This window comes from Rhodoblastus sphagnicola (genome assembly GCF_002937075.1).
Classification (GTDB): Bacteria; Pseudomonadota; Alphaproteobacteria; order Rhizobiales; family Beijerinckiaceae; genus Rhodoblastus; species Rhodoblastus sphagnicola.
Genome location: NZ_NHSJ01000038.1, coordinates 83,128 through 108,383, shown reverse-complemented (window position 1 = coordinate 108,383; position 25,256 = coordinate 83,128). Strand labels below are relative to the sequence as shown.

Sequence of the window (25,256 nt, the reverse complement as noted above, 5' to 3'; positions counted from 1 at the left end):
GCTAGAACATAAAAAGAACATTAGCGGTGGCCGCGGCGCGCCTTCGGTCGGCGGCGCATAAGCCATGGCCGCTGTGGACAATTCAAAACCGGACGCGCGCCAGCGCCGCGATCCGTTTAAGATGCGCCGCTCGCGAGTGAGGAAAACAACATGTCGGGAAGCGTCAACAAAGTCATTCTCATCGGCAATCTCGGGCGCGATCCCGAAGTGCGCCGCACCGGCAATGGCGATCCGGTGGTGAGTTTTTCGCTCGCGACCACGGAAAGCTGGCGCGACAAGGCCACCGGCGAGCGCAAGGACCGCACCGAATGGCATAATGTGGTGATCTTCAACGAGCCCCTCGGCAAGATCGCCGAGCAATATTGCAAGAAGGGCGCGAAGATCTACATCGAGGGCCAGTTGCAGACCCGCGAATTCACCGACAAGGAAGGCAACCAGCGCAAGACCACGGAAGTGGTGTTGCAGCGCTTCCGCGGCGAACTGACCCTGCTCGACAGCCGCAACCGCGGCTCCGACGAAGGCTATGGCGGCGGCGAAAGCTTTGGCCGCTCCTCGCCGATGCAGCGCGCGCCGCAGCAAAGCGGCGGCGGCGGCGGTTTTGGCGGCGCCGGCGGTTCGACGGGCGGCGCCCGCGCCTCGGACACGCTCGACGACGACATTCCGTTCTGAGGCGAGAGCCGCCTCTCGTGCGCGCGCCGCCTCAGTCGGCGCGCCCGCGTCCTATCACGCCCCGCGCCTCCAGATCGTCCATTTCGGCGTCAGAGACAATTTTCAACCCGGCCAATACGTCCCGCGTGTGGGCGCCAAGCTCGGGCGGCGCGCTGCGATAGGTCGCCGGCGTCTTGGACATACGAATGGGATTGGCGACGGTGGGGACGCAACCGAGCCGGTCGTGCTCCATCTCGCGCGCCATGTCGCGCGCCTGCACCTGCGGGTCGGCGAAAACCTCGCCAAGCCCGTTGATCGGTCCGCACGGAACGCCCGCCTGTTCCAGCGCCGCGATCCAGTCCTTTGTCGTGCGCGCGACGGTGAGCGCGCGCAGCTTTTCCACCAGCTCCACCCGGTTGGCGACGCGCGCGGCATTGGTGGCGAAACGGGACTCGCTGGCAAGCGCAGGCTCCCCCGCCTCCTGGCAAAAGCGCGCGAACTGGCCGTCATTGCCGACCGCGAGGATCATGTGGCCGTCGGCGGTGGGAAAATCCTGATAGGGCACGATGCTCGGATGGGCGTTGCCGAACCGGGCCTGTCCGGGGCTGCCGACCAATTCGTTCAAGGCGCGATTGGCCAGACAGGCCACCTGCACATCGAGCAAAGCGAGGTCGATGTGCTGGCCCTGTCCTGAAACCTCCCGCCACGCCAGCGCCGCCAGAATCGCGTTGGAGGCATAGAGTCCGGTCATCACATCGGTCAGGGCGACGCCGACTTTCATCGGGCCGCCGCCGGCCGCGCCGTCGGGATGGCCGGTCAGGCTCATCAACCCGCCCAGCCCCTGAATCAGAAAATCATAGCCCGGTCTCTTGGCATAAGGCCCGGTCTGGCCGAATCCCGTGATCGAACAATAGACTATGCGGGGGTTGACCGCCGACAGGCTCGCATAATCCAGTCCGTACTTCGCCAGGCCGCCGACCTTGAAATTCTCGATCAGCACATCGCAGCAGGCGACCATCTTGCGGATGATGTCCTGTCCCTCGGGCGTGGCTATGTCGAGCGCGACGGATTTCTTGTTGCGATTGGCTGCGAGGAAATAGGCGGCGACATCGCTGTCCTCGCCGTCGGCCGTCTTGGCATAGGGCGGCCCCCAGGCGCGGGTGTCGTCGCCGCCCTTGGGATGTTCGATCTTGAACACCTCGGCGCCGAGGTCGCCCAAAAACTGGCTGGCCCAGGGGCCGGCCAGTATGCGCGAGAGGTCGAGCACGCGAAGGTGAGACAAAGCGGTCATGGGCTTAGTTCGCGAAAGCGGCTATGCCGGTGATGGCCCGGCCGATGATCAGGGCGTGAATGTCGTGCGTGCCCTCATAGGTGTTGACGACCTCCAGATTGACCAGATGCCGCGCCACGCAGAATTCGTCGGATATCCCGTTGCCGCCGAGCATGTCGCGCGCAACCCGCGCAATGTCCAGCGCCTTGCCGCAGGAATTGCGCTTGGCGATGGACGTCAACTCCACCGGCGCGGCGCCCTCGTCCTTCATGCGGCCAAGACGCAGGCAGAGTTGCAGCCCCAGCGCAATCTCGGTCACCATATCCGCGAGCTTCTTCTGGATCAGTTGGTTGGCGGCGAGCGGCCGCCCGAATTGTTTGCGGTCGCCGGTATAGGTTCGGGCGGTGTCATAGCAGGCTTCCGCCGCGCCGAGCGCGCCCCAGGCGATGCCGTAGCGCGCCGAATTGAGGCAGGTGAACGGCCCCTTGAGCCCCTTCACATTCGGCAGCAGCGCGGTGTCTGGCGCGAACACTTCGTCCATCACGATCTCGCCGGTGATGGAGGCGCGCAAGCCGACCTTGCCGTGGATCGCCGGCGCCGACAGGCCCTTCATTCCCTTCTCCAGAATGAAGCCCCTGATATCGCCGGAATCATCCTTGGCCCAGACCACGAACACATCGGCGATGGGCGAATTGGTGATCCACATCTTCGACCCGGACAGAGAAAACCCGCCGGGAACCTTGCGCGCCCGCGTCGCCATCGAACCGGGATCGGAGCCATGGTTCGGCTCGGTCAGGCCGAAACAGCCGATCCATTCGCCGGTCGCCAGCTTGGGCAGATATTTCTGGCGCTGCTCCTGCGAGCCGAATTCGTAAATCGGGACCATCACCAGCGAGGATTGCACGGACATCATCGAGCGATAGCCCGAATCGATCCGCTCGACCTCGCGCGCGACCAGGCCATAGGACACATAGTTCAAACCGGCGCCGCCAAATTCCTCCGGGATGGTCGGCCCGAGCAGGCCGAGTTCGCCCATTTCGCGGAAGATCGCGACGTCGGTCTGCTCATGGCGAAACGCGTTTTGCACGCGCGGGGCCAGTTTGTCGGCGGCATAGCGCTGCGCCGTGTCGCGGATCAGACGCTCGTCGCTGGTCAGTTGCGCATCGAGCGCGAAGGGGTCTTGCGCATTAAAGCTGGCGCGATGTGAGGACATTCTGGCGTTCTCCCGGTCGTTTCCAACTCGATTAGATCGGCGCGCGCCCCTGCGCAAACGACAAAACCACATGCACCTGTGCGTGATTGTCACAGATCGTCGTCGCGCCTAAGATCGTCGCAAGTGCAGGAGTCTTCGTGCGACGGAAAATCCCGAACCTGGGCGCGCTCACCGCCTTCGAGAGCGCCGCCCGGCATGAAAGTTTCACCAAGGCGGCGGACGAACTGGGTCTGACCCAGGGTGCGGTGTGCCGGCGCGTCGCGCAACTGGAAGATTATCTCGGCGTGCCGCTGTTCGTGCGCCTGCCGCGCGGCGTCAAACTTTCGGAAGCCGGGGAGGCCTATAGCCGGCGCATCGCGTCGCGGCTCGACGAGATCGAGCGCGACACGCTCGATCTGATGTCGCGGCCGGTGCGCGGCGTCACGCTGGAGCTTGCGGTGATGCCGACCTTCGCCACGCGCTGGCTGCTGCCGCGTCTCGATCGCTTCTATGCCGCCAATCCCGACATCAGCCTCAACCTCTCGACGCGGACGCGGCCGTTCCTGTTCGAAGGCAGCGGTTTTGACGCCGCGCTCTATTTCGGTTTGGCCGGCTGGCCGGGCACGCAGGCGCATTTCCTGATGCACGAGGATTCGTTTCCGGTCTGTGGCCCGGCGCTGCTGAAGCGCCGTAAGAGCCTCACACCCGAACAGATCGCCCAGCATCCGCTGATTCAGCAGGCCACGCGCCCTTATGCCTGGCGTGACTGGTTTTCCGCGCGCGGCCTGTCGGTTCCGCGCGACATGATGGGCATGAGGATGGAGCTGTTTTCCATGTCGGCGCAGGCGGCCATGCTGGGAACGGGCATCGCGCTGATCCCGGCCATGCTGATCGAGGAGGAATTGCGCGAGGGGCGCCTCGTCATCGCCAATGAAAACGCGCATCGCGACGACAAGGCGTATTATCTGATCGCGCCGGAGCAGGGCTCGGAACCGCTGGCGCGGTTTCGCGACTGGCTATTAGAGGAAGCCCGCGCGGAGGCGCCGCGCGGGCAGAAAATTCAGGCGTTGCGCAGATAGGCGTCGTATTCGACGTCGGTCACGCGCTGGCGGAACTCGTCGAGTTCCTGACGCTTGCAGGCGGCGTAGAGCCGCTGGTAATCGGCGCTGAAATAATCGGCGACGAACTCGGACTCCTCGAAAGCTTCGATGCCGTCGTCCCAATTGCTCGACAGCCGTTCGAATTCCGCGTCGAGATCCTCGGGGCGCCCGCTCTTGGGCGCGGGAACCGGCGGCGGCGCCAACTTGCGGGTGATGCCGTGATGCATGCCGGCGAGAATGGCGGCCATGGCGAGGTACGGATTGACGTCGGCGCCGCAAACCCGGTGCTCGATGCGCGAGGCCGACTTGCTGGCGGTGATCAGGCGCACGGCGGCGGTGCGATTGTCATAGTCCCAGGAGGCGTAGAGCGGCGCGTGGGCGCCGGGCGTCAACCGGCGATAGCTGTTGGCGTGCGGCGCGAAAATCGCCATCGCCTCGCCCATGGTCGCGACCAGCCCGCCGACGGCGTGCAGCATGGTGGCGCTGCCCTTGCCGTCCTCGCTGGCGAACACGTTGTTGCCGGCCTTGTCGAGCATGGAGATATGCACATGCATGCCCGAGCCTTCGCAATCGCCATAGGGCTTGGCCATGAAGGTGGCGTCGAGGCCGTTGCGATGCGCCACGCCCTTGACCACGCGCTTGAGCAGCACGGCATGATCAGCCGCCTTGAGCGGGTCGGCGACGTGCTTCAAGTTGATCTCATACTGACCCGGTCCGTTTTCGCGCAGGGTGGCGTCAACGGGAATGCCCTGCAACCGCGCGCAACGGGTGATCTCCGAAAGCAGCCCCTCGAACTCGTGCAGTTCGGATACGGACAGAACCTGCGTCTGCCAGCCCTGCCAGCGGCCGGCGCGCGATTTTGGCGGCCGCACCGGATCCGTGGCCGATCTCGTCGCGTCGATCAGGTAGAATTCCAGTTCGGCGGCGACGACCGGCCGCAGATCGAGTGCGGCGAAGCGATCGAGAACCCGGGACAACACGCCGCGCGGATCGGCGAAGAACGGTTCGCCGTTCGAATTGCGCATGGTCATCAGGATTTGGGCGGTGGGGCGGTCGAGCCAGGTGGCCGGGGCGAGCGTGCCTTCGACCGGCATGCACAGACCGTCGGGGTCGCCGGTGCCGTTGGCGAGGCCGGCTTCATCGACGTCGCGGCCCCAAATGTCCAGCGCCAGCGCGGAGCGGGGCAGGGCCATGCCCTTTTGCAGCACTTCGGCCGCGCGATCGCGCGGAATCCATTTGCCGCGGGCGACGCCGTTGACATCGATGACGAAGGCTTCGAGCACTTCGATTTCGGGCCATTGCGCCAGGCTCGGGGCAATGGAATGTTTCTGGTCTACTATCATTCTCTACCATGGGTTCGAGGTCGCCGAGGCGACTCTTGAGCGCGACGGCTTAAGCGCGAAAGCGCGGCGGCGAGCCCGGCGGAAGAAGTTTCTTTCGCTAAAAATATGATCACATTTGTCTTGATGTCTGCCAAGGCGATTTAAGGCTCAATCTTGCTCAAAGAAGCGGCGGTGTGAGTCCTTTCTTTGGGCAGTCCAGGCTCAAAGCCCTGTCGCCAAGCGTTTTGTAAGCGATCCGCTACGGCGTGGCGCACGGTCGCAACGGCTGTGGCGACCGCATGACAGCCCAGCGTCGTGTTATTATGATCACAAAACTTATTCGCCGGAGGAAGCCGACAGCCCATATTGGTGCAGCTTGCGCGCAATCATCGTGTGCGAGACGCCCAGGCGCTCGGCCAATTTGCGGCTGGAGGGAAAGCGCGGCAGCAGCCGCGCCAGCAGGTCGCGCTCGAAGGCCGCGACGCCGCTGCGCCAGTCGGCCGGTTCGTCCGCCTCGCGCGCCGCCGGGGCGCGACCGGTTTCGCCGCCGAGATCGCCCAATTCGATCGCGCCGTCGTCGCTGAGCGCCACCGCGCGAAACAGCAGATTTTCGAGCTGGCGGACATTGCCGGGCCAGGCGGCGCCGCGCAAAGCGGCTTCGCTCGCTGGCGAAAGGCGGGCGCCGACGCGGCCGGTCTGGGCCGCCGCGCGGTCGAGAAAATGCCGGGCCAGCAGCAGCACATCGTCGCCGCGCTCGCGCAGGGGCGGCACGTTGAGACTGAGCACGTCGAGCCGATAAAACAGATCCTCGCGAAAGCCCCCGCTCGCCACCATGGCGGCGAGATCGCGATGGGTGGCGGAAATAATGCGCACGTCCACGCGCAATTCGCGGTCGCCGCCGACGCGGCGGAACGAGCCGTCATTGAGGAAGCGCAGCAGCTTGGCTTGCAGATAGAGCGACATCTCCCCGATTTCGTCGAGGAACACCGTGCCGCCCGCCGCCATTTCCAGCAGGCCGGGCTTGCCGCCGCGCGAGGCGCCGGTGAAGGCGCCGGGCGCATAGCCGAACAATTCGCTCTCCGCGAGATTTTCCGGCAAAGCCGCGCAGTTCAGCGCGAGAAAGGGGGCGCGGCGCCGGGGGCTGAGCTGATGGCAGGCTTGCGCCACCAATTCCTTGCCGGTGCCGGTCTCGCCCAGGATCATCAACGGCGCCGACAAGGGCGCGAGCCGCGCCGCCCGCTGTTTCAAGGCGCAAATGACCGGCGAGGCGCCGACCAAAGTGTCCAGCCCCTCGGCGGCCGGCGCCCGCAGGGCCTGCATCCGCGCGCCCAGACGCTCCGGCGAATAAAGCGTGAGCACGCCGCCGGCCGCGCGGCCGGCGTCGGACACGCCGGCGATGTCGAGTTGAAACGCGCGCCCGCGCAAAATCACTTCGCGCGACGGCGCGTCAAAACCGCTTTCGGTCAGTTCGCGTTGCAGGGCCAGGTCGTCGAACAGCGCGCCAATGCTCAACCCGGTGAGATCGACGTCGCCACGGCCGGCCGCGCGCCGGGCCGCTTCATTCACGGCGAGAAGCGCCCCCTCGGCGTCGGCCAGCAGCACGGGATCCTTCATCGCCGCCATCAGCGCGTCGAGATGCAGCCGCTGGCGCGCGCCGGGCAGCATGTCCACGATCAGCGCCTCGGACACGCCGGGCACGTCGCGCAGGTTCTGGCGCAGCGCGTTCCATTGTCCCGGCGCGAGTTGCGGCGCCTCGATGAACACGTGCGGCGGCGCGACTTCCACCGCCGTCAGATTGAGGTTCTGCGCCGCGAGCCGGCCCAGAATTTCCTGCGCGATGCCGACGCGGTCGCGGAAGCGGACGTCGATGCGCATTTTTCCCTCAGGCTGGCGCGTCCACTTTCCGGCGCCCGCGCCAATCGGCGAACACGGTGCGGAAGGTGGCGAGCGTGGCGATCACGCCGACGAACAGGATGATCAGCGTGCCCAGCGCGTTGATCTCGGGATTGAGACCCAGCCGCACTTTCGAGAAGATCACCACCGGCAGCGTGGTCGAACTCGGCCCGGAGACGAAGGAAGTGATGACGAGATCGTCGAGGCTCAGCGAAAACGCCAGCAGAAAGCCGGACACCAGAGCCGGCGCGATCAGCGGCAGCGTGACGAGAAAGAACACCTGCAACGGCCGCGCGCCGAGATCGGCCGCCGCCTCCTCGATGGACACGTCGATTTCGGCCAGCCGGCTCTGCACCACCACCGCGACAAAGGCGGTGGCGAAAGTGATATGCGCCATGACGATGGTCTGGATGTCGCGAGGCGGCCAGCCGATCGCGGCTTCCAGCGCCACGAACAGCAGCAGCATGGAAATGCCCATGATGATTTCCGGCATCACCAAAGGCGCCATCACGATGCCGGAAAACAGGGTGCGGCCGGGAAAGCGTCCGAACCGCGACAGCACGTAACCGGCGAATGTGCCGAGCACGGTGGCGCCGGTGGCGCTCAGCAGCGCGACCTCCAGCGAAATCCGCGTGGCGCGCAAGATCTGGTCGTCATGGAGCAAAGCCGCGTACCATTTGGTGGAGAAGCGCGACCACACCGTGACGAGTTGCGACTCGTTGAAGGAATAGATGACGATGGAGACGATGGGGGCGTAGAGGAAGAAAATGGCGAGGAGCGACATCGCCAGGAGCAGGAAGCGGCTCTGCGCGGCGTTCATGGCTTTTGCTCCTCCTTGGCCTGGTAATTCTGCAGCGCCATCAGCGGACCGACCAGCAGCACCACCAAAGCCACCGCCACGGTCGAGGCGACCGGCCAGTCGTGGTTGCTGAAGAATTCGTTCCACAAGGCGGCGCCGATGGTCAGGGTGTCCGGCCCGCCGAGCAGGGTCGGGACGATATATTCGCCGACCGCCGGGATGAAGACGAGCAGACTGCCAGCGACAATGCCGGGCATGGACAGCGGCAGCGTCACTTCGCGGAACACGCGGGCGGGCCGGGCGCCGAGATCGCCGGCGGCCTCAAGCAGCGACCAGTCCAGCTTCTCCAGATGCGCATAGAGCGGCAGCACCATGAACGGCAGATAGGCGTAGACCATGCCGAGATAAACGGCGAACTGGTTGTTGAGAATATCGAGCGGCTTGTCGATCACGCCGAGCCAGAGCAGGGCGGAGTTGATCACGCCATTGGGCTTCAAAATTCCGATCCAGGCATAGACGCGGATCAGGAACGAGGTCCAGAACGGCATCATCACCAGCATCAACAGCGGCGCGCGCCATTTGGCGCTGCGCGAGGCGATGAAATAGGCCAGCGGATAGCCGAGCAGCAGCGTGAAGATCACGGTCACGGCGGCGTTGCGCAGCGACGAGGCATAGGCGATGAGATAGACGGGATCCGAGAAGATCAGCTTGTAATTGTTGAAGTGCAGCGTCAGCACCAGCGCCCCGTCGTCGGCCCAGGACACCAGGGATTCGTAAGGCGGGATGGCGGTCGCCGCCGTGGAGAGGCTGATCTTGGCGACGATCAGGAACGGCGCGAGGAAGAACACCAGGAACCAGCCGTAGGGAACGGCGACGGCGAGGAAGCGCCCGAAACCGCGCGTTTGCGCGTTGGAGAAAATCGGCGCGCTCATTTGTCGATCGCCACGCCGGCGGACGCGTCGAAGCCGATGCGCACCGGCTCATCGGCGGCGAACCAGACGCCGAGATTTTGCGCGGCGACTTTCACCAGCAGGCCGCCCGGCAATTGCACGCGATAGAGCATGGAATCGCCGAGATAGGCGATCTCCTTGACCACGCCTTCGGCAATATTGTCGGCGGCGAAGGCGCTGTCGTCGGCGCGCGCGAGGCGGATTTTTTCGGGCCGCACGCCGATGGCGACATGGTGGCTGGCAAGCGCCGCAAGATCCTGCGCGACCTGGACCGGACCGCCCCATTGCGCGCATTCGACGCGCGAGCCGTCGGCGCCAAAATCGATCACCGGCCCCTCCAGCAGATTGATCGAGCCGATGAAGGTGGCGACAAACCGCGAGCGCGGATATTCGTAGATTTCGCGCGGCTCGCCGACCTGCACGACGCGGCCCTTGTCCATCACGGCGATGCGGGTGGACATGGCCATGGCTTCGTCCTGATCATGCGTGACCATGATGAAGGTGACGCCGACCTGCTTTTGAATGTTGATCAATTCGAACTGGGTGGCCTCGCGCAATTTCTTGTCGAGCGCGGAAAGCGGCTCGTCGAGCAGCAGGACGCTCGGCCGCTTGATCAGCGCGCGGGCCAGGGCCACGCGTTGCCTCTGGCCGCCGGAAAGCTGGTTCGGCTTGCGCTCCGAAAACGTCGACAATTGCACCAGCTCAAGCGATTTTTTTACCCGCTTCTCCACCTCGTCCGGCCCAAGTCCCTCGTTGCGCAGGCCGAAGGCGATGTTTTTCGCCACGGTCATGTGGGGAAACAGAGCGTAGTTCTGGAACATCATGTTGAGCGGGCGCTCATAGGGCTGCAATTTCAGCAGGTCGAGACCATCGACCGTAATCGCGCCCCGGTCGGGGAATTCGAAGCCGGCGAGCATGCGCAAAAGCGTGGTCTTGCCGCAACCGGAGCCGCCCAGCAGCGAAAAAAACTCGCCGCGATAAATGTCGAGGCTGACATCGTCCACGGCGGTAAACCCGTCGAACGTCTTGACGACGTTGCTGATGCGCAGTTGCGGCGCCACTTTCTTTTCAGCCCACGGCTGGAGGCCATCATCACGCAACACGTCCACGAGTAAGCCTTTCTGATCGGGTAAAGAAAAGGGCCGCGCGGACGCGGCCCAAAGGCCTTAATGGCCGGTTTTGATTTCCGTCCACAGGCGCGTGCGCAGGCGGTCGGTGGCCGCGTCGGAGCCGGTGATGGTGTAAATGGTTTTTTCAACTTCCGGCGGCGGGAAGATGGTGGGATCATTCGCCACTTCCGGTGTGACGAAGGGCTTGGCGTCGGCATTGCCGCTCATCACGTAGATTTTGGAGGAGGTTTTTGCGATGACCTCCGGCTGCATGATGAAATCGATGAATTTCAGCGCGGCCTCGGTGTGCGGCGCATCCTTGGGAATCGCCACCGTGTCGATATAGCGCAGCGCCCCTTCCTTGGGGATGACGACGGCGATGTTGACGCCCTTGCCGGCTTCCTGCGCGCGATGCTTGGCCACCTGCATGTCCGAGGAATAGCCCCAGGCGATGCAGATGTCGCCGTTGGCCAGCGCGTTGATATATTCGGCGCTGTCATAGCGGCGCACCGACGGACGCACCTTCATCAGCAGGGCGGCGGCCTTCTTCAGCTCGTCGGCCTTCTTGGAATCGGGGTTGAGGCCAAGCGCCAGCAGCGCCGGCGGGAACACCTCGGTCGGCGAATCCATGATGGAAATGCCGCAGTCCTTGAGTTTTGCCGCCACGGCGGGATCGAACAGCATCTTCAGGCTGTCGACCGGCCCATTCGGCAGGATCTGTTTGATCTTGTCGACATTATAGCCGATCACCACCGTGCCCGACATCCACGGCACGAGATAGGCGTTGCCGGCGTCCTGCGCCGCCATGCGCGCCAGCAGGCCCTTGTCGAGATGGCCGTAATTCTTCAGCTTGGACTTGTCGAGCGGCTGATAGAACCCGCCCTTGATCTGGCGCGCGGCGAAGGGGAACAGGCTGGGCACGACAATGTCATAGCCCGAGCCGCCGGCGGACAGCTTGGCTTCCAGCGTCTCGTTGGCGTCGTAAAGATCATAGGTGACCTTGATGCCCGTGGCTTTTTCGAAGGCCGGCACGGTGTCGGGGTCGATATAGTCGTTCCAGTTGTAGATGTTCAGCACCGCTTCGGCGGCCGGGGCGGGAACCGCGCCGATCAGCAGGGCGGCGCCGGCGAGAAGCATTTGGCGGAATTTGTTCGATGACATGGTCCGACCTCGTTTGGTCTTTTGAGGGTGGTTCCGGCGAACGACTCCGTTTCAGCTTCCATTCTTACGGGATCGCCGATCCGGCCGCGAGCGCGATTTTTCAACTTTTTTGGTCTTGGGCCGCCCACGCGGGGGCGGCCCAAATCCGGGATCAGGCCGCGCCGATCTCGGCGAGGGTGAGATCGAGCGCGCGGCGCACGATGCGCACGAGGTCGTCCACTTCCTCATGCGAGATGACCAGCGGCGGCGACAAGGCCATGCGGTCGCCGACCGCGCGCATCATCAGGCCGTTGGAGATGGAATGGTCGCGCACGCGGACGCCGGCCTTGTCCGCCGTCTCGAAGAAGGTTTTCGGAGTCTTGCTTTTCACCAGCGCGATGCCGGCGATCAGGCCGACCCCGTCGATATGCCCGACCAGCGGATGATCGAGCAGCGTGCGCAGTCCCTTCTGGAAATAAGGCCCGATGTCGTCGCGCACGCGCTCGATGATCTTTTCATCCTGCAAAATGTCCAGCGTGGCCAGCGCCACGGCGGCGGAAGCCGGATGGCCGGAATAAGTGAAGCCATGGTAGAACTCGCCGCCGTTCTCGATCAGCATGTCGGCGACGCGGCGCCCGACGGCGACGCCGGAAATCGGCAGATAGCCCGAGCTCATGCCCTTGGCCATGGTCATCAGATCGGGCGTGAAGCCAAAGGTCTGGCAACCGAACCACGAGCCGGTGCGGCCGAACCCGCAGATCACTTCGTCGGCCACCAGCAGCACGTCATATTTGCGGCAGATGCGCTCGACTTCCGGCCAGTAGGTTTTCGGCGGCACGATCACGCCGCCGGCGCCCTGGATCGGCTCGCCGAACACGGCGGCGACGCGCTCCGGTCCGAGTTCGAGAATTTTTTCCTCGATCAACCGCGCGCGAAAAAGGCCGAACTCGTCCTCGCTCATGCCGTCGCCTTCGCCATAATGGTAAGGCTGCGCGACATGGGCGATGTCGCCGAGCAGAGGTCCGCCCTGCTTGCGCATTTCCTTCTGGCCGCCGAGCGATGTCGCCGCGATGGTCGAGCCGTGATAGGAATTGTCGCGCGCGATCAGCCAGGTCTTTTCCGGCTTGCCCGCCGCCTGCCAGAAGAAGCGCGCCATGCGCATGGCGGTGTCGATGGCTTCCGAACCGGAATTGGCGAAGAAGATATGGTCGAGGCCCTCCGGCGTCACCGTGGCCAAGCGCGCCGCCAGTTCGACGCTGGGCGTGTTCGCGGTGCTGAAGAAATTGTTATAGTAGGGCAGCGTGCTGAGCTGGTTGGCGGCCGCCTCGACCAGCTCCTTGCGGTTATAGCCCAGGTTGACGCACCACAGCCCGGCCATGCCGTCGAGCAGTTTTTTGCCCTCGGCGTCCACGATGTGGCAGCCTTCGCCGCGCGTGATGATGCGCGCGCCCTTGGCGTTGAGGGCCTTGGTGTCCGTGAACGGATGCAGATGATGGCGCCGGTCGAGATCCTGCCAGATGTCCTGGCTCTTGGGCGCGCCCTTGTCGATGTGATTCATGGTTTCCCCTCTTGTTGACGCGCTTCAGGAAAGGCGCAGCCAGGTTGTCTTGAGCTCGGTGTATTTTTCCAGCGCGTGCAGCGATTTGTCGCGGCCGATGCCGGATTGTTTGAAGCCGCCGAACGGCACGGTCATGTCATCGGCGTCGTAGCAATTGGCGTAGATCATGCCTGCTCGCAGGCCGCGCGCGGTTCGGTGCAGTTCGCCGACGTCGTCGCTCCACACCCCGGCCGCGAGGCCGAAATCGCTGTCATTGGCGACGGCCACGGCTTCGGCCGCGCTGTCCACTGCGATGACCGACAGCACCGGTCCGAAAATTTCCTCGCGCGCGATGCGCATGGAATTGGAGACGCGATCGAAAATGGTCGGGGTCATATAGGCGCCGCCAGTGTCGCGCAGCGCCCGCGCGCCGCCGGTGAGGAGACGCGCGCCCTCGGCGCGGCCGATCTCGACATAATCCAGCACGCGGCCGAGATGATGTTGATCGACCAGCGCGCCCATGCGCGTCGCGGGGTCGAGCGGGTCGCCGGGCTGGTAGTCCCGCGCCAGCGCCACAAGCCGCTCCACCACCTCGTCATGCACGGAGCGCTCCACGATCAGCCGCGATCCCGCCGTACACATCTCGCCCTGGTTGAAGAAAATCGCGCCGGCCGCCGCCTCCGCCGCGCGGTCGAGCTGGCGGCACGAGGCCAGAATGATGTGGCCGCTCTTGCCGCCGCATTCGAGCCCGACGCGCTTCATGTTCGACGCGCCGGAATAGGTCAGGAACAGTTTGCCGACTTCGGTGGAGCCGGTGAAGAAGACGCCGTCCACGTCCTTGTGCAGGCCGAGCGCGGCGCCCGCCACCGGGCCGAGGCCAGGCGTGACATTGAGCACGCCCGCCGGCAGGCCCGCTTCCAAAGCCAGTTCGCCGAGGCGCAGCGCGGTGAGGGAGCTTTGTTCGGCCGGTTTGAGCACCACGCTGTTGCCGCTCGCCAGCGCCGGCGCGATCTTCCACGCCGCCATGATCATGGGGAAATTCCACGGCGTGACGACGGCGACCACGCCCAGCGGTTCGCGCGTGACGGTGGCCAGAACGTTTGACGCCGTGGACGCCACCTCGCCATAAACCTTGTCGATCGCCTCGGCGTGCCAGCGCAGGCAGCGCGCGGTGGCGCCAACGTCGACCGCCAGCGCGTCGGAAATCGGCTTGCCCATGTCGAGCGTTTCGAGCAGGGCGAGTTCGCGTTCATTGTCCTCGATCAGCGCGGCGAACCGGAACAGAATCTCCTTGCGCTGGGCCGGCGGCAAATCACGCCAGCGGCCATCCTGAAAGGCGCGGCGGGCGGAGGCGACGGCGCGGTCGATATCCTCCGGCCCGCAGGCGGCGATTTCGGCGAGCTTGCGGCCATCGATGGGGCTGATGCAGTCCATGGTCGCGCCGCGCGTCGACGCGACCTGGGCGCCATCGATCAGGGCGAGGACGGGAAATTTGAGCGTGGCGGCGGCTTCGGCGACTTCGGTGCGGTTGAGAAAACGCGACATCAGGGCCTCGTTTGTGATCACATTTCCCGATGTGACCACAGGGCAAAAAACCTGTCAACAGGCCGTCCGGCGACACGCATCTGGGCGCGGACGCCGGCGCTTTGGTGAAAATGACCATGAGTCAGGCGTATGCCTCGGATTCTCCGGGGACGGGCGAAAGCGCGCGCTTTCACAGGGATCGAATTATCATCGTCTTGACGTAAATTTCAGCAGCGCCAGCACAAACTTAAGTCAGGACCAGCGCCGATCAGCCGACGGATTCAGGACTCTCAACATAAGCTTTCAGCAATTCATTGGTTCCGACATGGGTGAGGGCGTCGCGAATGTCGGCCTCCATGGCGATCCGCAAGCCCAGCGGATCCTGCCGGCGCAAGGCCGCCATGGCCTCGAAATGGCGGTCGACCTGATAGAAATCCTTCAACCGCGACAGGGCCAGCCGCACGAACGGCCCAAGCTGCAACCACACGCTTTCGACCAGCGGCATCACCGTCTGGTTGGGATTGGCTTCGTAGATAAAGCGATGAAATTTCTGGTTTAGCGCGATGGTTTGCTCGCGGTCGCCGGAATCGCTGGCGGCGTCGAGACGCTTGTCGATCGCCGCGAGTTCGTCGAGTTTCTGGCCGTGCATATAGGGCATGGCGCGCTCGGCGGCGTGGCATTCCAGCGCGATGCGCAACTCGCACAATTCGCGGAAACGCGCCGCCGTCATGTTCGGCACGAGGATGCGGCGATTGTCCCGCTCCTCCAGCGCCTGCTCCGAGGCGAGGCGGCGCAGGGCCTCGCGCACCGGCGTGGTGCTGACCTCCAGAATATTGGCGACGTCGCGGATGGTCACGGGACGTCCGGGCGCGACCATGCCGAGCATGACCGCCTGGCGCAGGCTGCGATAGACCCACTGGTTGGTGGTTTCCTTGGGCAACCGCTCGAGCGCGGGCAGTTTCAATTCAGCTGCGGCGGCCATTTTGTCTCCTTGCGCTCCTTGCGCTCCCGGCGCCTCCTGGCGCCTCTTGGCGCCGTCAAAAGTTGACGCTGCCGCAAGAATGTGATCAGAATAATCCTGTTATCGACCAACGCAACATGATTTTGCGCTGGACTCATGCCCTATGTCCCACCCCTTGCGAGACAGGCCCATCGTATCGCCGATGACGGCCGTATGCGGCAAGCCGCGCGCAAGCCGCCGACGAGTTGCGAGAGAGGTCAAAATGTCCCAATCCGTCCGTCCCAGTCTGACGCTCGAAAGCGCCCGCCGGGTTCTCGACCTCCATCCGCAAGCCGCCGAAATCGACCTGCTCGCCTGCGACCTCAACGGCATCCTGCGCGGCAAGCGCATCCCCCGCGACGCGCTCGACAAGATTTTTTCCGACGGCCTGAAAATGCCGCGCTCGGTGCTCTGCCTCGACATATGGGGCCATGACGCCCATGACAACGGCCTCGTCTGGGAATCGGGCGATGGCGACGGCGCCTGCAAGCCCTGCGGCGAGGGCCTCGTTCCCGTGCCGTGGAGCGCGCGGCCGCGCCTGCAAATGCTGACCATGATGCAGAATCTCGACGGCTCGCCGTTCGCCTGCGATCCGCGCCAGGCGCTGGCCTCCATCGTGCGCCGCTTCCACGCGCTCGGCCTGACCCCGGTGGTGGCGAGCGAACTGGAATTCTATCTGATGGCGGGCGACAGCGTCGAAACCGGAGTCCCGCGCCCGCCGAAGGCGCCGAAATCCGGCTATGCGCTCGACGCGCCGCGCGTCTATGCGCTCGACGAACTCGACGAATTCGACGCGGTCTTGTCCGCGATACGGGACGCCTGCGCGGCGCAAAACCTGCCGAGCGAGGCGATCAGCGTCGAAAACGGACGCGGCCAGTTCGAGGTCAACCTGCTCCACGTCGCCGACCCCCTGATCGCCGCCGACCACGCGGTGATGCTGCGCCGCGTCGTGCGCGGGGTGGCGCGCGCCCATGGCCTGCACGGCACGTTCATGGCCAAGCCCTATGGCGATTCGGCGGGCAGCGGCCTGCACGTTCATTGCAGCCTGCTCGACAAGGACGGCCGCAACGTGTTCGACGACGGCGGCGAAGCCGGGACCGATCTGTTGCGCCACGCCATCGCCGGCATGATCGAAACCCTGCCCGAATCGATGCTGGCCCTCGCGCCCAACCTGAATTCCTACCGGCGTCTGCTGCCGGGCCAGCACGCGCCGGTGACGGCGTCCTGGGCCTATGAGAATCGCACCTCGGCCCTGCGCATTCCCGCCAGCGGCCCGAAAGCGCGCCGCTTCGAACATCGCGTCGCCGGCGCCGACGCCAACCCGTACCTCGTGCTCGCGGCGATTCTGGCGGGCGCGCTGCACGGCATCGAGACCAAGGCGCAGCCGCCCGCGCCGGTGAGCGGCAACGGCTATGCCGATGACGCCGCCGCCGCGCCGCTGCCGACCACGTTTGAAACGGCGGTCGCGGCCTTCGAGCAGGGCAAGATTTTGCGCAAATATTTCGGCGAGCAGATGATGCGCGCCTTCGGCGCCGTCAAGCGCCAGGAGATGGAGGAGTTGCGCCGCCGCGTCACCGACGTCGAATATCAAACCTATCTCGGCTTCCTCTGATGCGCGTCGGCATTCTCGAAACCGGCCGCCCGGCGCCGCAACTCGCCGCTGTTCATGGCGATTACGCGGATATGGTCGCGCGCCTGTTCGCCGGCGAAACGGACTTCAGCTTCAGCCGTCACTGGCTGCAACAGGAGGCCTTGCCCGAACTCGACTCCTGCGACGCCTATGTCATTACGGGGTCGCGCTGTTCCGTGCTGGACGAGACGGAGTGGATGCTGGCGCTGGAGGATTTCCTGCGCCGCGCCCGCATCGCGCGCCGCCGCGTGATCGGCATCTGCTTCGGCCACCAGATTCTCGCCAAAGCCTTCGGCGGGCGCGTGGAAAAGGCCGCGACCGGCTGGCGCCTCGGCCTCAACGCCTACACGCTCGATTCGGCGCCGGACTGGCTGGACGGCGCCGCGACGCTGCGCATCAACGCCATCCATCAGGACCAGGTGGTGGCGCCGCCGGATGGCGCGCGCGTGCTGGCGCACGGCGTCGATTGTCCCTTCGCGGCGCTGCAATATGATGACTGGGCGGTGAGCGTTCAGGCCCACCCGGAATTCAACATCGATTACGAAAGGGCGCTGATGACCACGCTCAGGGGCGTCAGCCTGCCCGAGACGCTGGCGGACGCGGCGCTGGCCACGCTCAACGCCCCCGGCGCGCAAACCGATTCCGCGGAGATCGCCAAGGGGTTTGCGGCCTTTTTGAGAAATGGGTCAGGCCGGGAGGCTTGACCGTCTCGTGGACCGCCCTCGTGCTTCGAGACGGCTTCCTTCGGAAGCCTCCTCAGCATGAGGGCTACTGAATTGTTAATATAGGGAAATCACTCATGGCGAGACGGCCCCGCGAGGGGCCGTGTCGAACCATGGCTATCGAAACGGGACTGTCACAGCCCCGCCATCGCCAGCATTTTCACCACCAGATATTCGTCCACGCCGAGCCGCGAGCCCTCGCGGCCAAAACCCGACTGCTTGACGCCGCCGAACGGCGCGACCTCGTTGGAAAAGGCGCCGGTGTTGATCGCGACCATGCCGTATTCCAGCGCTTCCGCCACGCGCCAGACGCGGGCGAGATCGCGGGCGAAGAAATAGGCGGCGAGGCCATATTCCGTGTCATTGGCGAGGCGGATCACCTCGGCCTCGTCGGAGAAGCGGAACACAGGCGCCACCGGGCCAAAGATTTCCTCCTTGGCCACGCGCATGTCGGCCTTGGCGTCGGCGATCACGGTCGGGGCGAAGAAATTGGCGCCGGCCGGATGCGGCGCGCCGCCGGTCAGGATGCGCCCGCCCTTTTCGACCGCGTCCGCGACATGCGCCGTGACCCTGGCGATCGCCGCCGCATTGATCAGCGGACCCTGCGTGACGCCGGGCGCGAAACCCTCGCCGACGACGAGCTTGTTCACGGCCTGCGCGAATTTTTCCGCGAAAGCGTCGTAAATCTTGTCCTGCACATAAAAGCGGTTGGCGCAGACGCAGGTCTGGCCGGAATTGCGGAATTTGGACGCGATCGCGCCGGTCACGGCGGCGTCGAGATCGGCGTCGTCGAACACGATATAGGGCGCGTTGCCGCCCAGCTCCAGCGACAGCTTCTTCACCGTCGGCGCGCATTGGGCGTAGAGCAGCTTGCCGGTCTGGGTCGAGCCGGTAAAGCTGAGTTTGCGCACGGTCGGATTGGAGGTGAGTTCGCCGCCAATGGCGCGGGGATCGCCGGTGACGACCTGGAACACGCCGCCGGGAATGCCCGCGCGCTCCGCCAGCACGGCCAGCGCCAGCGCGGAAAACGGCGTGGCCTCCGCCGGCTTGACGATCATCGGACAGCCCACGGCCAAAGCCGGTCCGGCCTTGCGCGTGATCATGGCGAGCGGAAAATTCCACGGCGTGATGGCGGCGCAAACGCCGATGGGTTCGCGCGAAACGATCAGGCGGCGGTCGGAAAGCGGGGAGGGGACGGTCTCGCCATAAACGCGCTTGGCCTCTTCGGCGAACCACTCCAGGAAGGAGGCCGCATAGCCCACTTCGCCGCGCGCTTCCGCCAGCGGCTTGCCCTGTTCGGTCGTCATGATCCAGGCGAGGTCTTCGGTATTCTCCAGGATCAGGTCGCGCCAGCGCAACAGCAACGCGCCGCGCTCGCGGCCGCTGCGCTTGCGCCAGTCCGCGAAAGCGGCTGCGGCGGATTCAATGGCGTGGCGCGTCTCGGCGGCGCCAAGCAGCGGGACGTGGCCGATCAGCGCGCCGGTCGCCGGATTTTTCACCGCGAAACGCGCCTCGCCTTGCGTCCATGCGCCGGCGACATAGGCGCTCTCGCGCAGGAGACTCTGGTCGCGCAAGGCGAGGGGAGGGGTGATGGGCTGGTTCATGGTTGGCTCGGCAAGTCCGGTTGCTATGGCCATGGTTCGAGACGGCTCCTGTCGGAGCCTCCTCACCATGAGGGCGTTAACTAAATAAGTCGCCCTCGCCCTGAGGAGCCTGCGAAGGAGGCGTCTCGAAGGGCGAGGGCGGTCACGGCGTCAAGCCGTCGCGATCAGGCCTGCGCCAGCGCGCCGGCCAGAATGTCCAGCGCCTCGTCGAACACGGCGTCGGGCGTGGTCAGCGGATAGAGGAAGCGGATGACATTGCCATAAGTTCCGCAGGTGAGCAAAATCAGGCCGCGCTTCAGCGCCGCCGCCTGCACCTTTTTGGTGATTTCGGGCGACGGCTCGTGGGTCTTGGGATCGAGGAACTCGACCGCCACCATCGAGCCGAGGGCGCGAATTTCGCCGACGGCCTGATGCGCCGCGCGGCGCAAGGCGGCGGTGAGGCGCTCGCCCAGCGTGACGGCGCGGGCCACGAGCTTTTCCTCGTCGATGATGTCGATCACCGCATGGGCGGCGGCGACGGCGAGCGGATTGCCGGCATAGGTGCCGCCGAGACCGCCGGGGCCGGGCGCGTCCATGATTTCCGCGCGGCCGACCACGCCCGACAGCGGCATGCCCGCCGCGAGGCTCTTGGCGAAGGTCATGAGATCGACGGCGACATCGAAATGCTCGATGGCGAAGAATTTGCCGGTGCGGGCGAAGCCGGTCTGCACTTCGTCGGCGATCAGCAGAATGCCGTATTCATCGGCGATTTTTCGCAAGCCGGCGACGAAATCCTTCGGCGCGGGCAGAAAACCGCCTTCGCCCTGAACCGGCTCGAACAGAATGGCGGCGACGCGCTGGGGATCGATGTCGCTCTTGAACAGTTTGCGCAAGCTGGCCAGCGCATCCGCGACAGTGACGCCATGCAGGGCGTCGGGATAGGCGGCGTGATAAATGTCGCCGGGGAAGGGGCCAAAGCCGATCTTGTAGGGCGCGACCTTGCCGGTGAGCGCCATGGTCAGCGATGTGCGGCCGTGGAAGGCGCCGCCGAAGGCGATGATGCCGGGGCGGCCGGTGGCGGAGCGCGCGATCTTCACCGCGTTTTCAACGGCTTCGGCGCCAGTGGTCAGGAAAATCGTCTTCTTGGCGTGGGCGCCCGGCGCGCGCGCGGAAATCTTTTCGGCCAGCGAGACATAGGAGCCGTAGGGCGCGACCTGGTAGCAGGTGTGCAGGAATTTATCGACCTGCGCCTTGATCGCCGCGACCACGCGGGGATGGCGATGACCGACGTTCAACACGGCGATGCCGGCGGCGAAATCGATGTAGCGCTTGCCTTCAATGTCGAACAGCTCGGCGTTTTCGGCGCGATCGATATAAAAATCGCCCAGGACGGAGACGCCGCGCGGCGTGGCGGCGAGGCGGCGCGCCTCCCAATCGGCGTTGGTTTCAGCGGGGGCGGCGGCGCGCAAGGCGGATGTCTGGGGCATAACAGGCTCGTGTGAGGTGTGGAGAAGGGCCGCGAGGCGGCATGAGTCGAAACTAATGGAAAGTGGCTCCATCGATAAGAGCCACTTGTCGAAATATTTAGGCGCCACTATGCTGCCCGCGAAAGGGGCGGAAGATGACAGGCGGCGCCTTATCGGACTGGTTGCAGCAAAGCCTCGACCGCGCCAGCGACCAGCCGCTGTACCGGCAATTGCGCGACCTGCTGTTGCAGGCGGTGATGCAGGGGCGGCTGCCGGCGGGCGGAAAAATGCCGTCGTCGCGCCTGCTGGCGCGCGAACTCGGCATAGCCCGCAACACCGTCACCGAGGTCTACGAAACGCTGGTCGCCGAGGGCTGCCTGCATGGACGCGGCGGCAGCGGCACCTTTGTCGCCGACCTCTCCGCCGACCGCATCCAGGCGCCGGCGGTTTCCGCGCAGGTCGAGGCGGAGGCGGCCCCCGCTTTATCGACGCGCGGAAAGCTTTTGCGCGCGGGCGCCGGTTTCGCGCCGAATCAATGGGGCGCCTTCATGCCCGGCGTGCCCGACGTCAGCGAATTCCCCACGCGGGCGTGGAGCCGCCTGCTCAGCCGTCACTGGCGCAAGCCTGCGCCCGAGCGCATGACCTACGCCCCGCCCGGCGGCCTGCCCGAACTGCGCGCGGCCATTGCCGGCCATCTGCGCGACGCCCGCTCGCTGAATTGCGCGCCGGAGCAGGTCATTATCACCACCGGCAGCCACCAGTCGGTCGATCTCGCCGCGCGCATGCTGCTCGACCCCGGCGAGTGCGTCTGGCTGGAAGACCCCTGCTATTGGGGCCTGCGCAGCGGCCTGCAATCGCTCGACCTCGACCTGCGCGCCGTCGCGGTGGACGGCGACGGCCTCAACTGCGCCAGCGCCGAAGCTTTGCCGGCGCCGCGCATGATCATCGTCACGCCCTCGCATCAATATCCGCTCGGCGCGGTGATGAGCCTCGCCCGCCGCCAAACCCTGCTGGAGCGGGCGCGGCGCTGGGGCGCCTTCATCGTCGAGGACGATTACGACAGCGAGTTCCGCTACGGAACCCGCCCCATCGCCTGCCTGCAAGGCCTCGATCGCGGCGGCCGCGTGATCTACGTCGGCAGTTTCTCCAAAACCCTGTTTCCGGGCCTGCGCATCGGCTATCTCGTCGCCCCGCCCGCGCTGGCGGCGGCGCTGGCCGACGGCTCCGCCGAGCTTTACCGCGAGGGCCAGCAGTTGACCCAAGCCGTGCTGGCCGATTTCATCCGCGAGGGTTTTTTAAGCGCGCATATAAGAAGGATGCGCGGTCTCTATGGGCTGCGCCGGCAAATTCTACGCGAAGCCATCGAGCGGGAATTCGGCGGCGCGCTGACAGCCAGTGGCGACAACGCCGGCCTGCATCTGATCCTGCGCCTGCCCGAGGGCGCCGACGATCGCCGTATCTCCGCGCAGGCTTTGGAGGCGGGCATTGCGACGCGTCCGCTCAGCCGCTATTACGCCGACGCGGAAAAGGCGCCGGCCGGGCTGCTGCTGGGCTATGCCTGCGTCAAGGAGGCGATGATCGGGCCGGCTTTTTCGCGGTTGGCCGAAATTTTACGCCGTTCCATTTGATCGCCACTGGGTGTAATCGTTTCGTTCCAATGTAACGAAATCGATACATTCCATAATGCTCTGTAAAATAACGATCTTTTCATATTGCTGCCGCAGGCGGCCCGGATTGTTGGCGCCCGTGCGGCGCGCAAATTTCCTATCCATCTGTTTTTATTGATAAAAATTTCCGGCACGCTTCCTGCCATGTGATGGGCGACGCATCCGCAGGAAGCCCGATGAACCAGATCGCCCCCATCCGTCCCGACGCCGCCCGGAACTTGCCGCAACCGGCCGCCTTGCGCGCCGGAATCGGCGCCGTGCTCGACATCGACCTCGACGCCATCGCCGCCAACCGCGCAAAATTGATCGAAGTGGCGGGCGGCCTCGATTGCGCGGCGGTGGTCAAGGCCGACGCCTATGGCCTCGGCGCCGAGGCCGTCGCCGCCGCGCTGGCCCGCGCCGGCTGCGACAAATTCTTCGTCGCCCATATCGACGAGGGCATAGCCCTGCGCGCCGCCGTCCCGACCGCCTCGATCTTCGTGCTGCATGGCGTGGTCCCCGGCGCGGAGGGCGCGATGTGCGCCTATGGCCTGATCCCCGTCCTGTCCACGCCCGCGCAAATCGAGATTTGGCGCGAGCGGGCGGCGCGGCGCGGCAAGAATCTGCCGGCCGCGCTGCATCTCGACACCGGCATGGCGCGGCTCGGCTTGTCCGAACATGAATTTTACGCGCTGGCGAACGATCCCTCAAACCTCGCGGGTCTTGATCTGCGTCTCGTGCTGAGCCATCTCGCCGCCGCCGAGGAGAAGGACAATCCTTCCAACGCGCGCCAGCGCGAAAAATTCGAGGATTTGCGCAAGCGCCTGCCCAAGATCCCCGCCTCGCTGGCCAATTCCTCCGGCGTTTTCCTCGGGCGCGCCTATCATTTCGATCTGCTGCGCCCCGGCGCAGCGCTTTATGGCATCGCGCCGCGCGCCGATGAACCAAATCCGCTGGCGCAGGTGGTCAAACTGTCGGCGCGCGTGCTGCGCGTCGACGACCTGCCGGCGAAAACCCCGGTCGGCTACAACGGCCGCTACGTCACGCCGGCGCCGAGCCGCATCGCCACGCTGTCGCTGGGCTATGCCGACGGCTTTTGCCGCGCCTTGGGCAATTCTCGCGTCAATGCCGGGTTCGCCGGGCAAAAGCTGCCCATCGTCGGCAATGTCTCGATGGACATGATCACCGTTGACGCCTCCAGCCTGCCGCCGGGGCGCCTGCGCGAGGGTGATTTCGTCGATGTGATCGGCGGCGACGCCGACAGCGTCGACCGGATCGCCCAGGCCGCCGGGACCATCGGCTACGAAATCCTCACAGCGCTCGGCGCGCGCTTTCAGCGCCGCCACTCTTTTTCCAACGAAGGACGCCTCGCATGAAAATCCTTGTTCTCGGCAGCGGCGTGGTGGGAACCACCACGGCCTATTATCTCGCCAAGGCCGGACACGAGGTCGAAGTGATCGACCGCCAGGCGGAGTCCGCGCGCGAAACCAGCTACGCCAACGCCGGCGAAATCTCGCCCGGCTACAGCGCGCCCTGGGCGGCGCCGGGCATTCCGTGGAAGGCGGTGAAATGGATGTTCGCCACCCATGCCCCGCTCGCGTTCCGGCCAAAACTCGATCCGGCCATGTGGCGCTGGATGGCGCAAATGCTGGGCAATTGCAACGCCAAGGCCTATGTGGTCAACAAGGGGCGCATGGTGCGGGTGGCCGAATACAGCCGCGACGTGCTGAAAGAACTGCGCGTCGAGACCGGCATCGCCTATGACGAGCGCCAGCGCGGCACGCTGGAAGTGTTCCGCAACCAGAAGCAGATCGACGGCATCGCCAAGGATCTGACCGTTTTGGACTCCTTCGGCGTGCCTTATGAGGTGCTGGACCGCCAGGGCTGCGTCGCCGCCGAACCGGCGCTGGGTCTGGTGTCGGAAAAGATTCTGGGCGGCCTGCTGCTGCCGGGCGACGAAACCGGCGACTGCTTCCTGTTCACGCAGCGCTTGTCGGCTATGGCGCAGGATCTGGGCGTGAAATTCCGCTTCGGCGCCAGCATTCTCGACCTCGTGACCGAGGGCGGGCGGGTGACGGGCGTCACGACTTCGGAGGGCATGTTCAAGGCCGATGCGACCATTGTCGCGCTCGGCTCCTACTCGCCGCACCTCGTGCGTCCGCTCGGGCTGTCCCTGCCGGTCTATCCCGTCAAGGGCTATTCGCTGACCCTGCCGGTCACCAACGCCGACGCCGCGCCGGTTTCGACGGTGATGGACGAGGCGTACAAGGTGGCGGTCACGCGGCTGGGCGACCGCATCCGCGTCGCCGGCATGGCGGAAATCTGCGGCTTCGATCTTGAGCTGCGCGAAAAGCGCCGCGCCACCATCGCCCATGTCGTCTCCGATCTGTTCCCGCAAGGCGGCGATCTGGACAAGGCCGAATTCTGGTGCGGGCTGCGGCCGATGACGCCCGACGGCTCCCCGGTGATCGGCGCCACCGCCGTTCCCGGTCTCTATCTCAACACGGGACACGGCACGCTGGGCTGGACCATGGCCTGCGGCTCGGCGCGTCTCCTGGCCGACGTGGTGTCCGGGCGGACGCCGGACATTTCGCCGGAGGGGTTGGGCATCGAGCGCTACGCCGCCTGAGCGCGCGATGGCGTTAAGGCGACGCGGCGAAATAACCGTTTCAATGCCGGCGCAGGATAAGCGCCACGACTCGCCGACGCGCTTCCCTTCTCCCCT

20 protein-coding genes are annotated in these 25,256 nt (G+C 65.4%); 7 read left to right on the top strand and 13 right to left on the bottom strand.

Going from position 1 to position 25,256, the window contains the following annotated elements; all coding sequences use genetic code 11:
• Positions 1–150: 150 nt before the first annotated feature.
• Positions 151–669 (top strand): single-stranded DNA-binding protein, encoded by a 519-nt coding sequence (gene ssb, locus CCR94_RS05220; RefSeq protein WP_104506813.1) that lies wholly within the window; start codon positions 151–153, stop codon positions 667–669.
• A gap of 31 nt (positions 670–700) precedes the next feature.
• On the opposite strand, the gene CCR94_RS05215 is transcribed toward ssb, so the two are convergent.
• Both CCR94_RS05215 and CCR94_RS05210 read right to left on the bottom strand, forming a co-directional pair.
• Positions 701–1,939 carry a CaiB/BaiF CoA transferase family protein gene (locus tag CCR94_RS05215; RefSeq protein WP_104506812.1) on the bottom strand — a complete coding sequence of 413 codons (1,239 nt, stop codon included), beginning with the start codon at positions 1,937–1,939 and terminating at the stop codon, positions 701–703.
• A gap of 4 nt (positions 1,940–1,943) precedes the next feature.
• A complete protein-coding gene (locus CCR94_RS05210; protein ID WP_104506811.1) occupies positions 1,944–3,131 on the bottom strand; it encodes an acyl-CoA dehydrogenase in 1,188 nt (395 codons plus the stop codon).
• A gap of 137 nt (positions 3,132–3,268) precedes the next feature.
• Here CCR94_RS05210 and CCR94_RS05205 point away from each other — a divergent pair, with 137 nt between their 5' ends.
• A complete protein-coding gene (locus CCR94_RS05205; RefSeq protein WP_104506810.1) occupies positions 3,269–4,189 on the top strand; it encodes a LysR family transcriptional regulator in 921 nt (306 codons plus the stop codon).
• Here the strand turns inward: CCR94_RS05205 and CCR94_RS05200 are convergent.
• From CCR94_RS05200 to CCR94_RS05160, 9 genes are all read right to left on the bottom strand, one after another.
• Positions 4,171–5,550 (bottom strand): glutamine synthetase family protein, encoded by a 1,380-nt coding sequence (locus CCR94_RS05200; RefSeq protein ID WP_425332313.1) that lies wholly within the window; start codon positions 5,548–5,550, stop codon positions 4,171–4,173. The two genes, CCR94_RS05205 and CCR94_RS05200, sit on opposite strands and share 19 nt — an antisense overlap.
• 318 nt (positions 5,551–5,868) lie before the next feature.
• Complete coding sequence (locus tag CCR94_RS05195) at positions 5,869–7,407, bottom strand: sigma 54-interacting transcriptional regulator (protein ID WP_104506808.1); 1,539 nt, start codon at positions 7,405–7,407, stop codon at positions 5,869–5,871.
• A gap of 7 nt (positions 7,408–7,414) precedes the next feature.
• Positions 7,415–8,245 carry an ABC transporter permease subunit gene (locus tag CCR94_RS05190; RefSeq protein WP_104506807.1) on the bottom strand — a complete coding sequence of 277 codons (831 nt, stop codon included), beginning with the start codon at positions 8,243–8,245 and terminating at the stop codon, positions 7,415–7,417.
• Positions 8,242–9,156 carry an ABC transporter permease subunit gene (locus CCR94_RS05185; protein ID WP_104506806.1) on the bottom strand — a complete coding sequence of 305 codons (915 nt, stop codon included), beginning with the start codon at positions 9,154–9,156 and terminating at the stop codon, positions 8,242–8,244. The genes CCR94_RS05190 and CCR94_RS05185 overlap by 4 nt, the downstream gene beginning before the upstream one ends.
• Positions 9,153–10,283, bottom strand: a complete 1,131-nt coding sequence (locus CCR94_RS05180) for an ABC transporter ATP-binding protein (RefSeq protein ID WP_104506805.1) — start codon at positions 10,281–10,283, stop codon at positions 9,153–9,155. Before CCR94_RS05180 ends, CCR94_RS05185 begins: the two co-directional genes overlap by 4 nt.
• A gap of 57 nt (positions 10,284–10,340) precedes the next feature.
• Entirely contained in the window at positions 10,341–11,444 is a 1,104-nt protein-coding gene (locus CCR94_RS05175; RefSeq protein WP_244593945.1) for a polyamine ABC transporter substrate-binding protein, read from the bottom strand.
• Positions 11,445–11,595: 151 nt separating this feature from the next.
• Positions 11,596–12,981 (bottom strand): aspartate aminotransferase family protein, encoded by a 1,386-nt coding sequence (locus tag CCR94_RS05170; protein ID WP_104506804.1) that lies wholly within the window; start codon positions 12,979–12,981, stop codon positions 11,596–11,598.
• Between the two features lie 24 nt (positions 12,982–13,005).
• Positions 13,006–14,505 carry an aldehyde dehydrogenase gene (locus CCR94_RS05165; protein WP_104506850.1) on the bottom strand — a complete coding sequence of 500 codons (1,500 nt, stop codon included), beginning with the start codon at positions 14,503–14,505 and terminating at the stop codon, positions 13,006–13,008.
• 247 nt (positions 14,506–14,752) lie between these two features.
• Positions 14,753–15,466, bottom strand: a complete 714-nt coding sequence (locus CCR94_RS05160) for a GntR family transcriptional regulator (protein ID WP_104506803.1) — start codon at positions 15,464–15,466, stop codon at positions 14,753–14,755.
• A 241-nt stretch (positions 15,467–15,707) separates the two neighbouring features.
• Here CCR94_RS05160 and CCR94_RS05155 point away from each other — a divergent pair, with 241 nt between their 5' ends.
• Both CCR94_RS05155 and CCR94_RS05150 read left to right on the top strand, forming a co-directional pair.
• A complete protein-coding gene (locus CCR94_RS05155; protein WP_104506802.1) occupies positions 15,708–17,096 on the top strand; it encodes a glutamine synthetase family protein in 1,389 nt (462 codons plus the stop codon).
• Entirely contained in the window at positions 17,096–17,818 is a 723-nt protein-coding gene (locus tag CCR94_RS05150; protein ID WP_104506801.1) for a glutamine amidotransferase-related protein, read from the top strand. The genes CCR94_RS05155 and CCR94_RS05150 overlap by 1 nt, the downstream gene beginning before the upstream one ends.
• A 152-nt stretch (positions 17,819–17,970) precedes the next feature.
• Here the strand turns inward: CCR94_RS05150 and CCR94_RS05145 are convergent, their stop codons facing one another.
• Both CCR94_RS05145 and gabT read right to left on the bottom strand, forming a co-directional pair.
• Entirely contained in the window at positions 17,971–19,440 is a 1,470-nt protein-coding gene (locus CCR94_RS05145) for an NAD-dependent succinate-semialdehyde dehydrogenase (RefSeq protein WP_104506800.1), read from the bottom strand.
• 164 nt (positions 19,441–19,604) lie between these two features.
• Entirely contained in the window at positions 19,605–20,906 is a 1,302-nt protein-coding gene (gene gabT, locus CCR94_RS05140; protein ID WP_104506799.1) for a 4-aminobutyrate--2-oxoglutarate transaminase, read from the bottom strand.
• 134 nt (positions 20,907–21,040) lie between these two features.
• Between gabT and pdxR the strand changes: the two genes are divergently transcribed.
• The 3 genes from pdxR to CCR94_RS05125 all read left to right on the top strand — a co-directional run bounded on the left by pdxR (position 21,041) and on the right by CCR94_RS05125 (position 25,160).
• On the top strand, positions 21,041–22,513 hold the full coding sequence (gene pdxR / locus CCR94_RS05135; protein WP_104506798.1) for a MocR-like pyridoxine biosynthesis transcription factor PdxR: 1,473 nt from the start codon (positions 21,041–21,043) through the stop codon (positions 22,511–22,513).
• Positions 22,514–22,701: 188 nt separating this feature from the next.
• On the top strand, positions 22,702–23,907 hold the full coding sequence (gene alr, locus CCR94_RS05130; RefSeq protein ID WP_425332312.1) for an alanine racemase: 1,206 nt from the start codon (positions 22,702–22,704) through the stop codon (positions 23,905–23,907).
• The gene (locus CCR94_RS05125) at positions 23,904–25,160 is read left to right on the top strand and encodes a D-amino acid dehydrogenase (RefSeq protein WP_104506796.1); all 1,257 of its coding nucleotides are present in this window, start codon (positions 23,904–23,906) and stop codon (positions 25,158–25,160) included. Before alr ends, CCR94_RS05125 begins: the two co-directional genes overlap by 4 nt.
• Positions 25,161–25,256 lie beyond the last annotated feature (96 nt).

Excerpts from the sequence above, each read along its gene's own strand:
- ssb (WP_104506813.1), top strand. The coding sequence starts at position 151 with ATGTCGGGAAGCGTCAACAAAGTCATTCTCATCGGCAATCTCGGGCGC.
- CCR94_RS05215 (WP_104506812.1), bottom strand. The coding sequence starts at position 1,939 with ATGACCGCTTTGTCTCACCTTCGCGTGCTCGACCTCTCGCGCATACTG.
- CCR94_RS05210 (WP_104506811.1), bottom strand. The coding sequence starts at position 3,131 with ATGTCCTCACATCGCGCCAGCTTTAATGCGCAAGACCCCTTCGCGCTC.
- CCR94_RS05195 (WP_104506808.1), bottom strand. The coding sequence starts at position 7,407 with ATGCGCATCGACGTCCGCTTCCGCGACCGCGTCGGCATCGCGCAGGAA.
- CCR94_RS05190 (WP_104506807.1), bottom strand. The coding sequence starts at position 8,245 with ATGAACGCCGCGCAGAGCCGCTTCCTGCTCCTGGCGATGTCGCTCCTC.
- CCR94_RS05185 (WP_104506806.1), bottom strand. The coding sequence starts at position 9,156 with ATGAGCGCGCCGATTTTCTCCAACGCGCAAACGCGCGGTTTCGGGCGC.
- CCR94_RS05175 (WP_244593945.1), bottom strand. The coding sequence starts at position 11,444 with ATGTCATCGAACAAATTCCGCCAAATGCTTCTCGCCGGCGCCGCCCTG.
- CCR94_RS05170 (WP_104506804.1), bottom strand. The coding sequence starts at position 12,981 with ATGAATCACATCGACAAGGGCGCGCCCAAGAGCCAGGACATCTGGCAG.
- CCR94_RS05165 (WP_104506850.1), bottom strand. The coding sequence starts at position 14,505 with ATGTCGCGTTTTCTCAACCGCACCGAAGTCGCCGAAGCCGCCGCCACG.
- CCR94_RS05160 (WP_104506803.1), bottom strand. The coding sequence starts at position 15,466 with ATGGCCGCCGCAGCTGAATTGAAACTGCCCGCGCTCGAGCGGTTGCCC.
- CCR94_RS05155 (WP_104506802.1), top strand. The coding sequence starts at position 15,708 with ATGTCCCAATCCGTCCGTCCCAGTCTGACGCTCGAAAGCGCCCGCCGG.
- CCR94_RS05150 (WP_104506801.1), top strand. The coding sequence starts at position 17,096 with ATGCGCGTCGGCATTCTCGAAACCGGCCGCCCGGCGCCGCAACTCGCC.
- CCR94_RS05145 (WP_104506800.1), bottom strand. The coding sequence starts at position 19,440 with ATGAACCAGCCCATCACCCCTCCCCTCGCCTTGCGCGACCAGAGTCTC.
- gabT (WP_104506799.1), bottom strand. The coding sequence starts at position 20,906 with ATGCCCCAGACATCCGCCTTGCGCGCCGCCGCCCCCGCTGAAACCAAC.
- pdxR (WP_104506798.1), top strand. The coding sequence starts at position 21,041 with ATGACAGGCGGCGCCTTATCGGACTGGTTGCAGCAAAGCCTCGACCGC.
- alr (WP_425332312.1), top strand. The coding sequence starts at position 22,702 with ATGGGCGACGCATCCGCAGGAAGCCCGATGAACCAGATCGCCCCCATC.
- CCR94_RS05125 (WP_104506796.1), top strand. The coding sequence starts at position 23,904 with ATGAAAATCCTTGTTCTCGGCAGCGGCGTGGTGGGAACCACCACGGCC.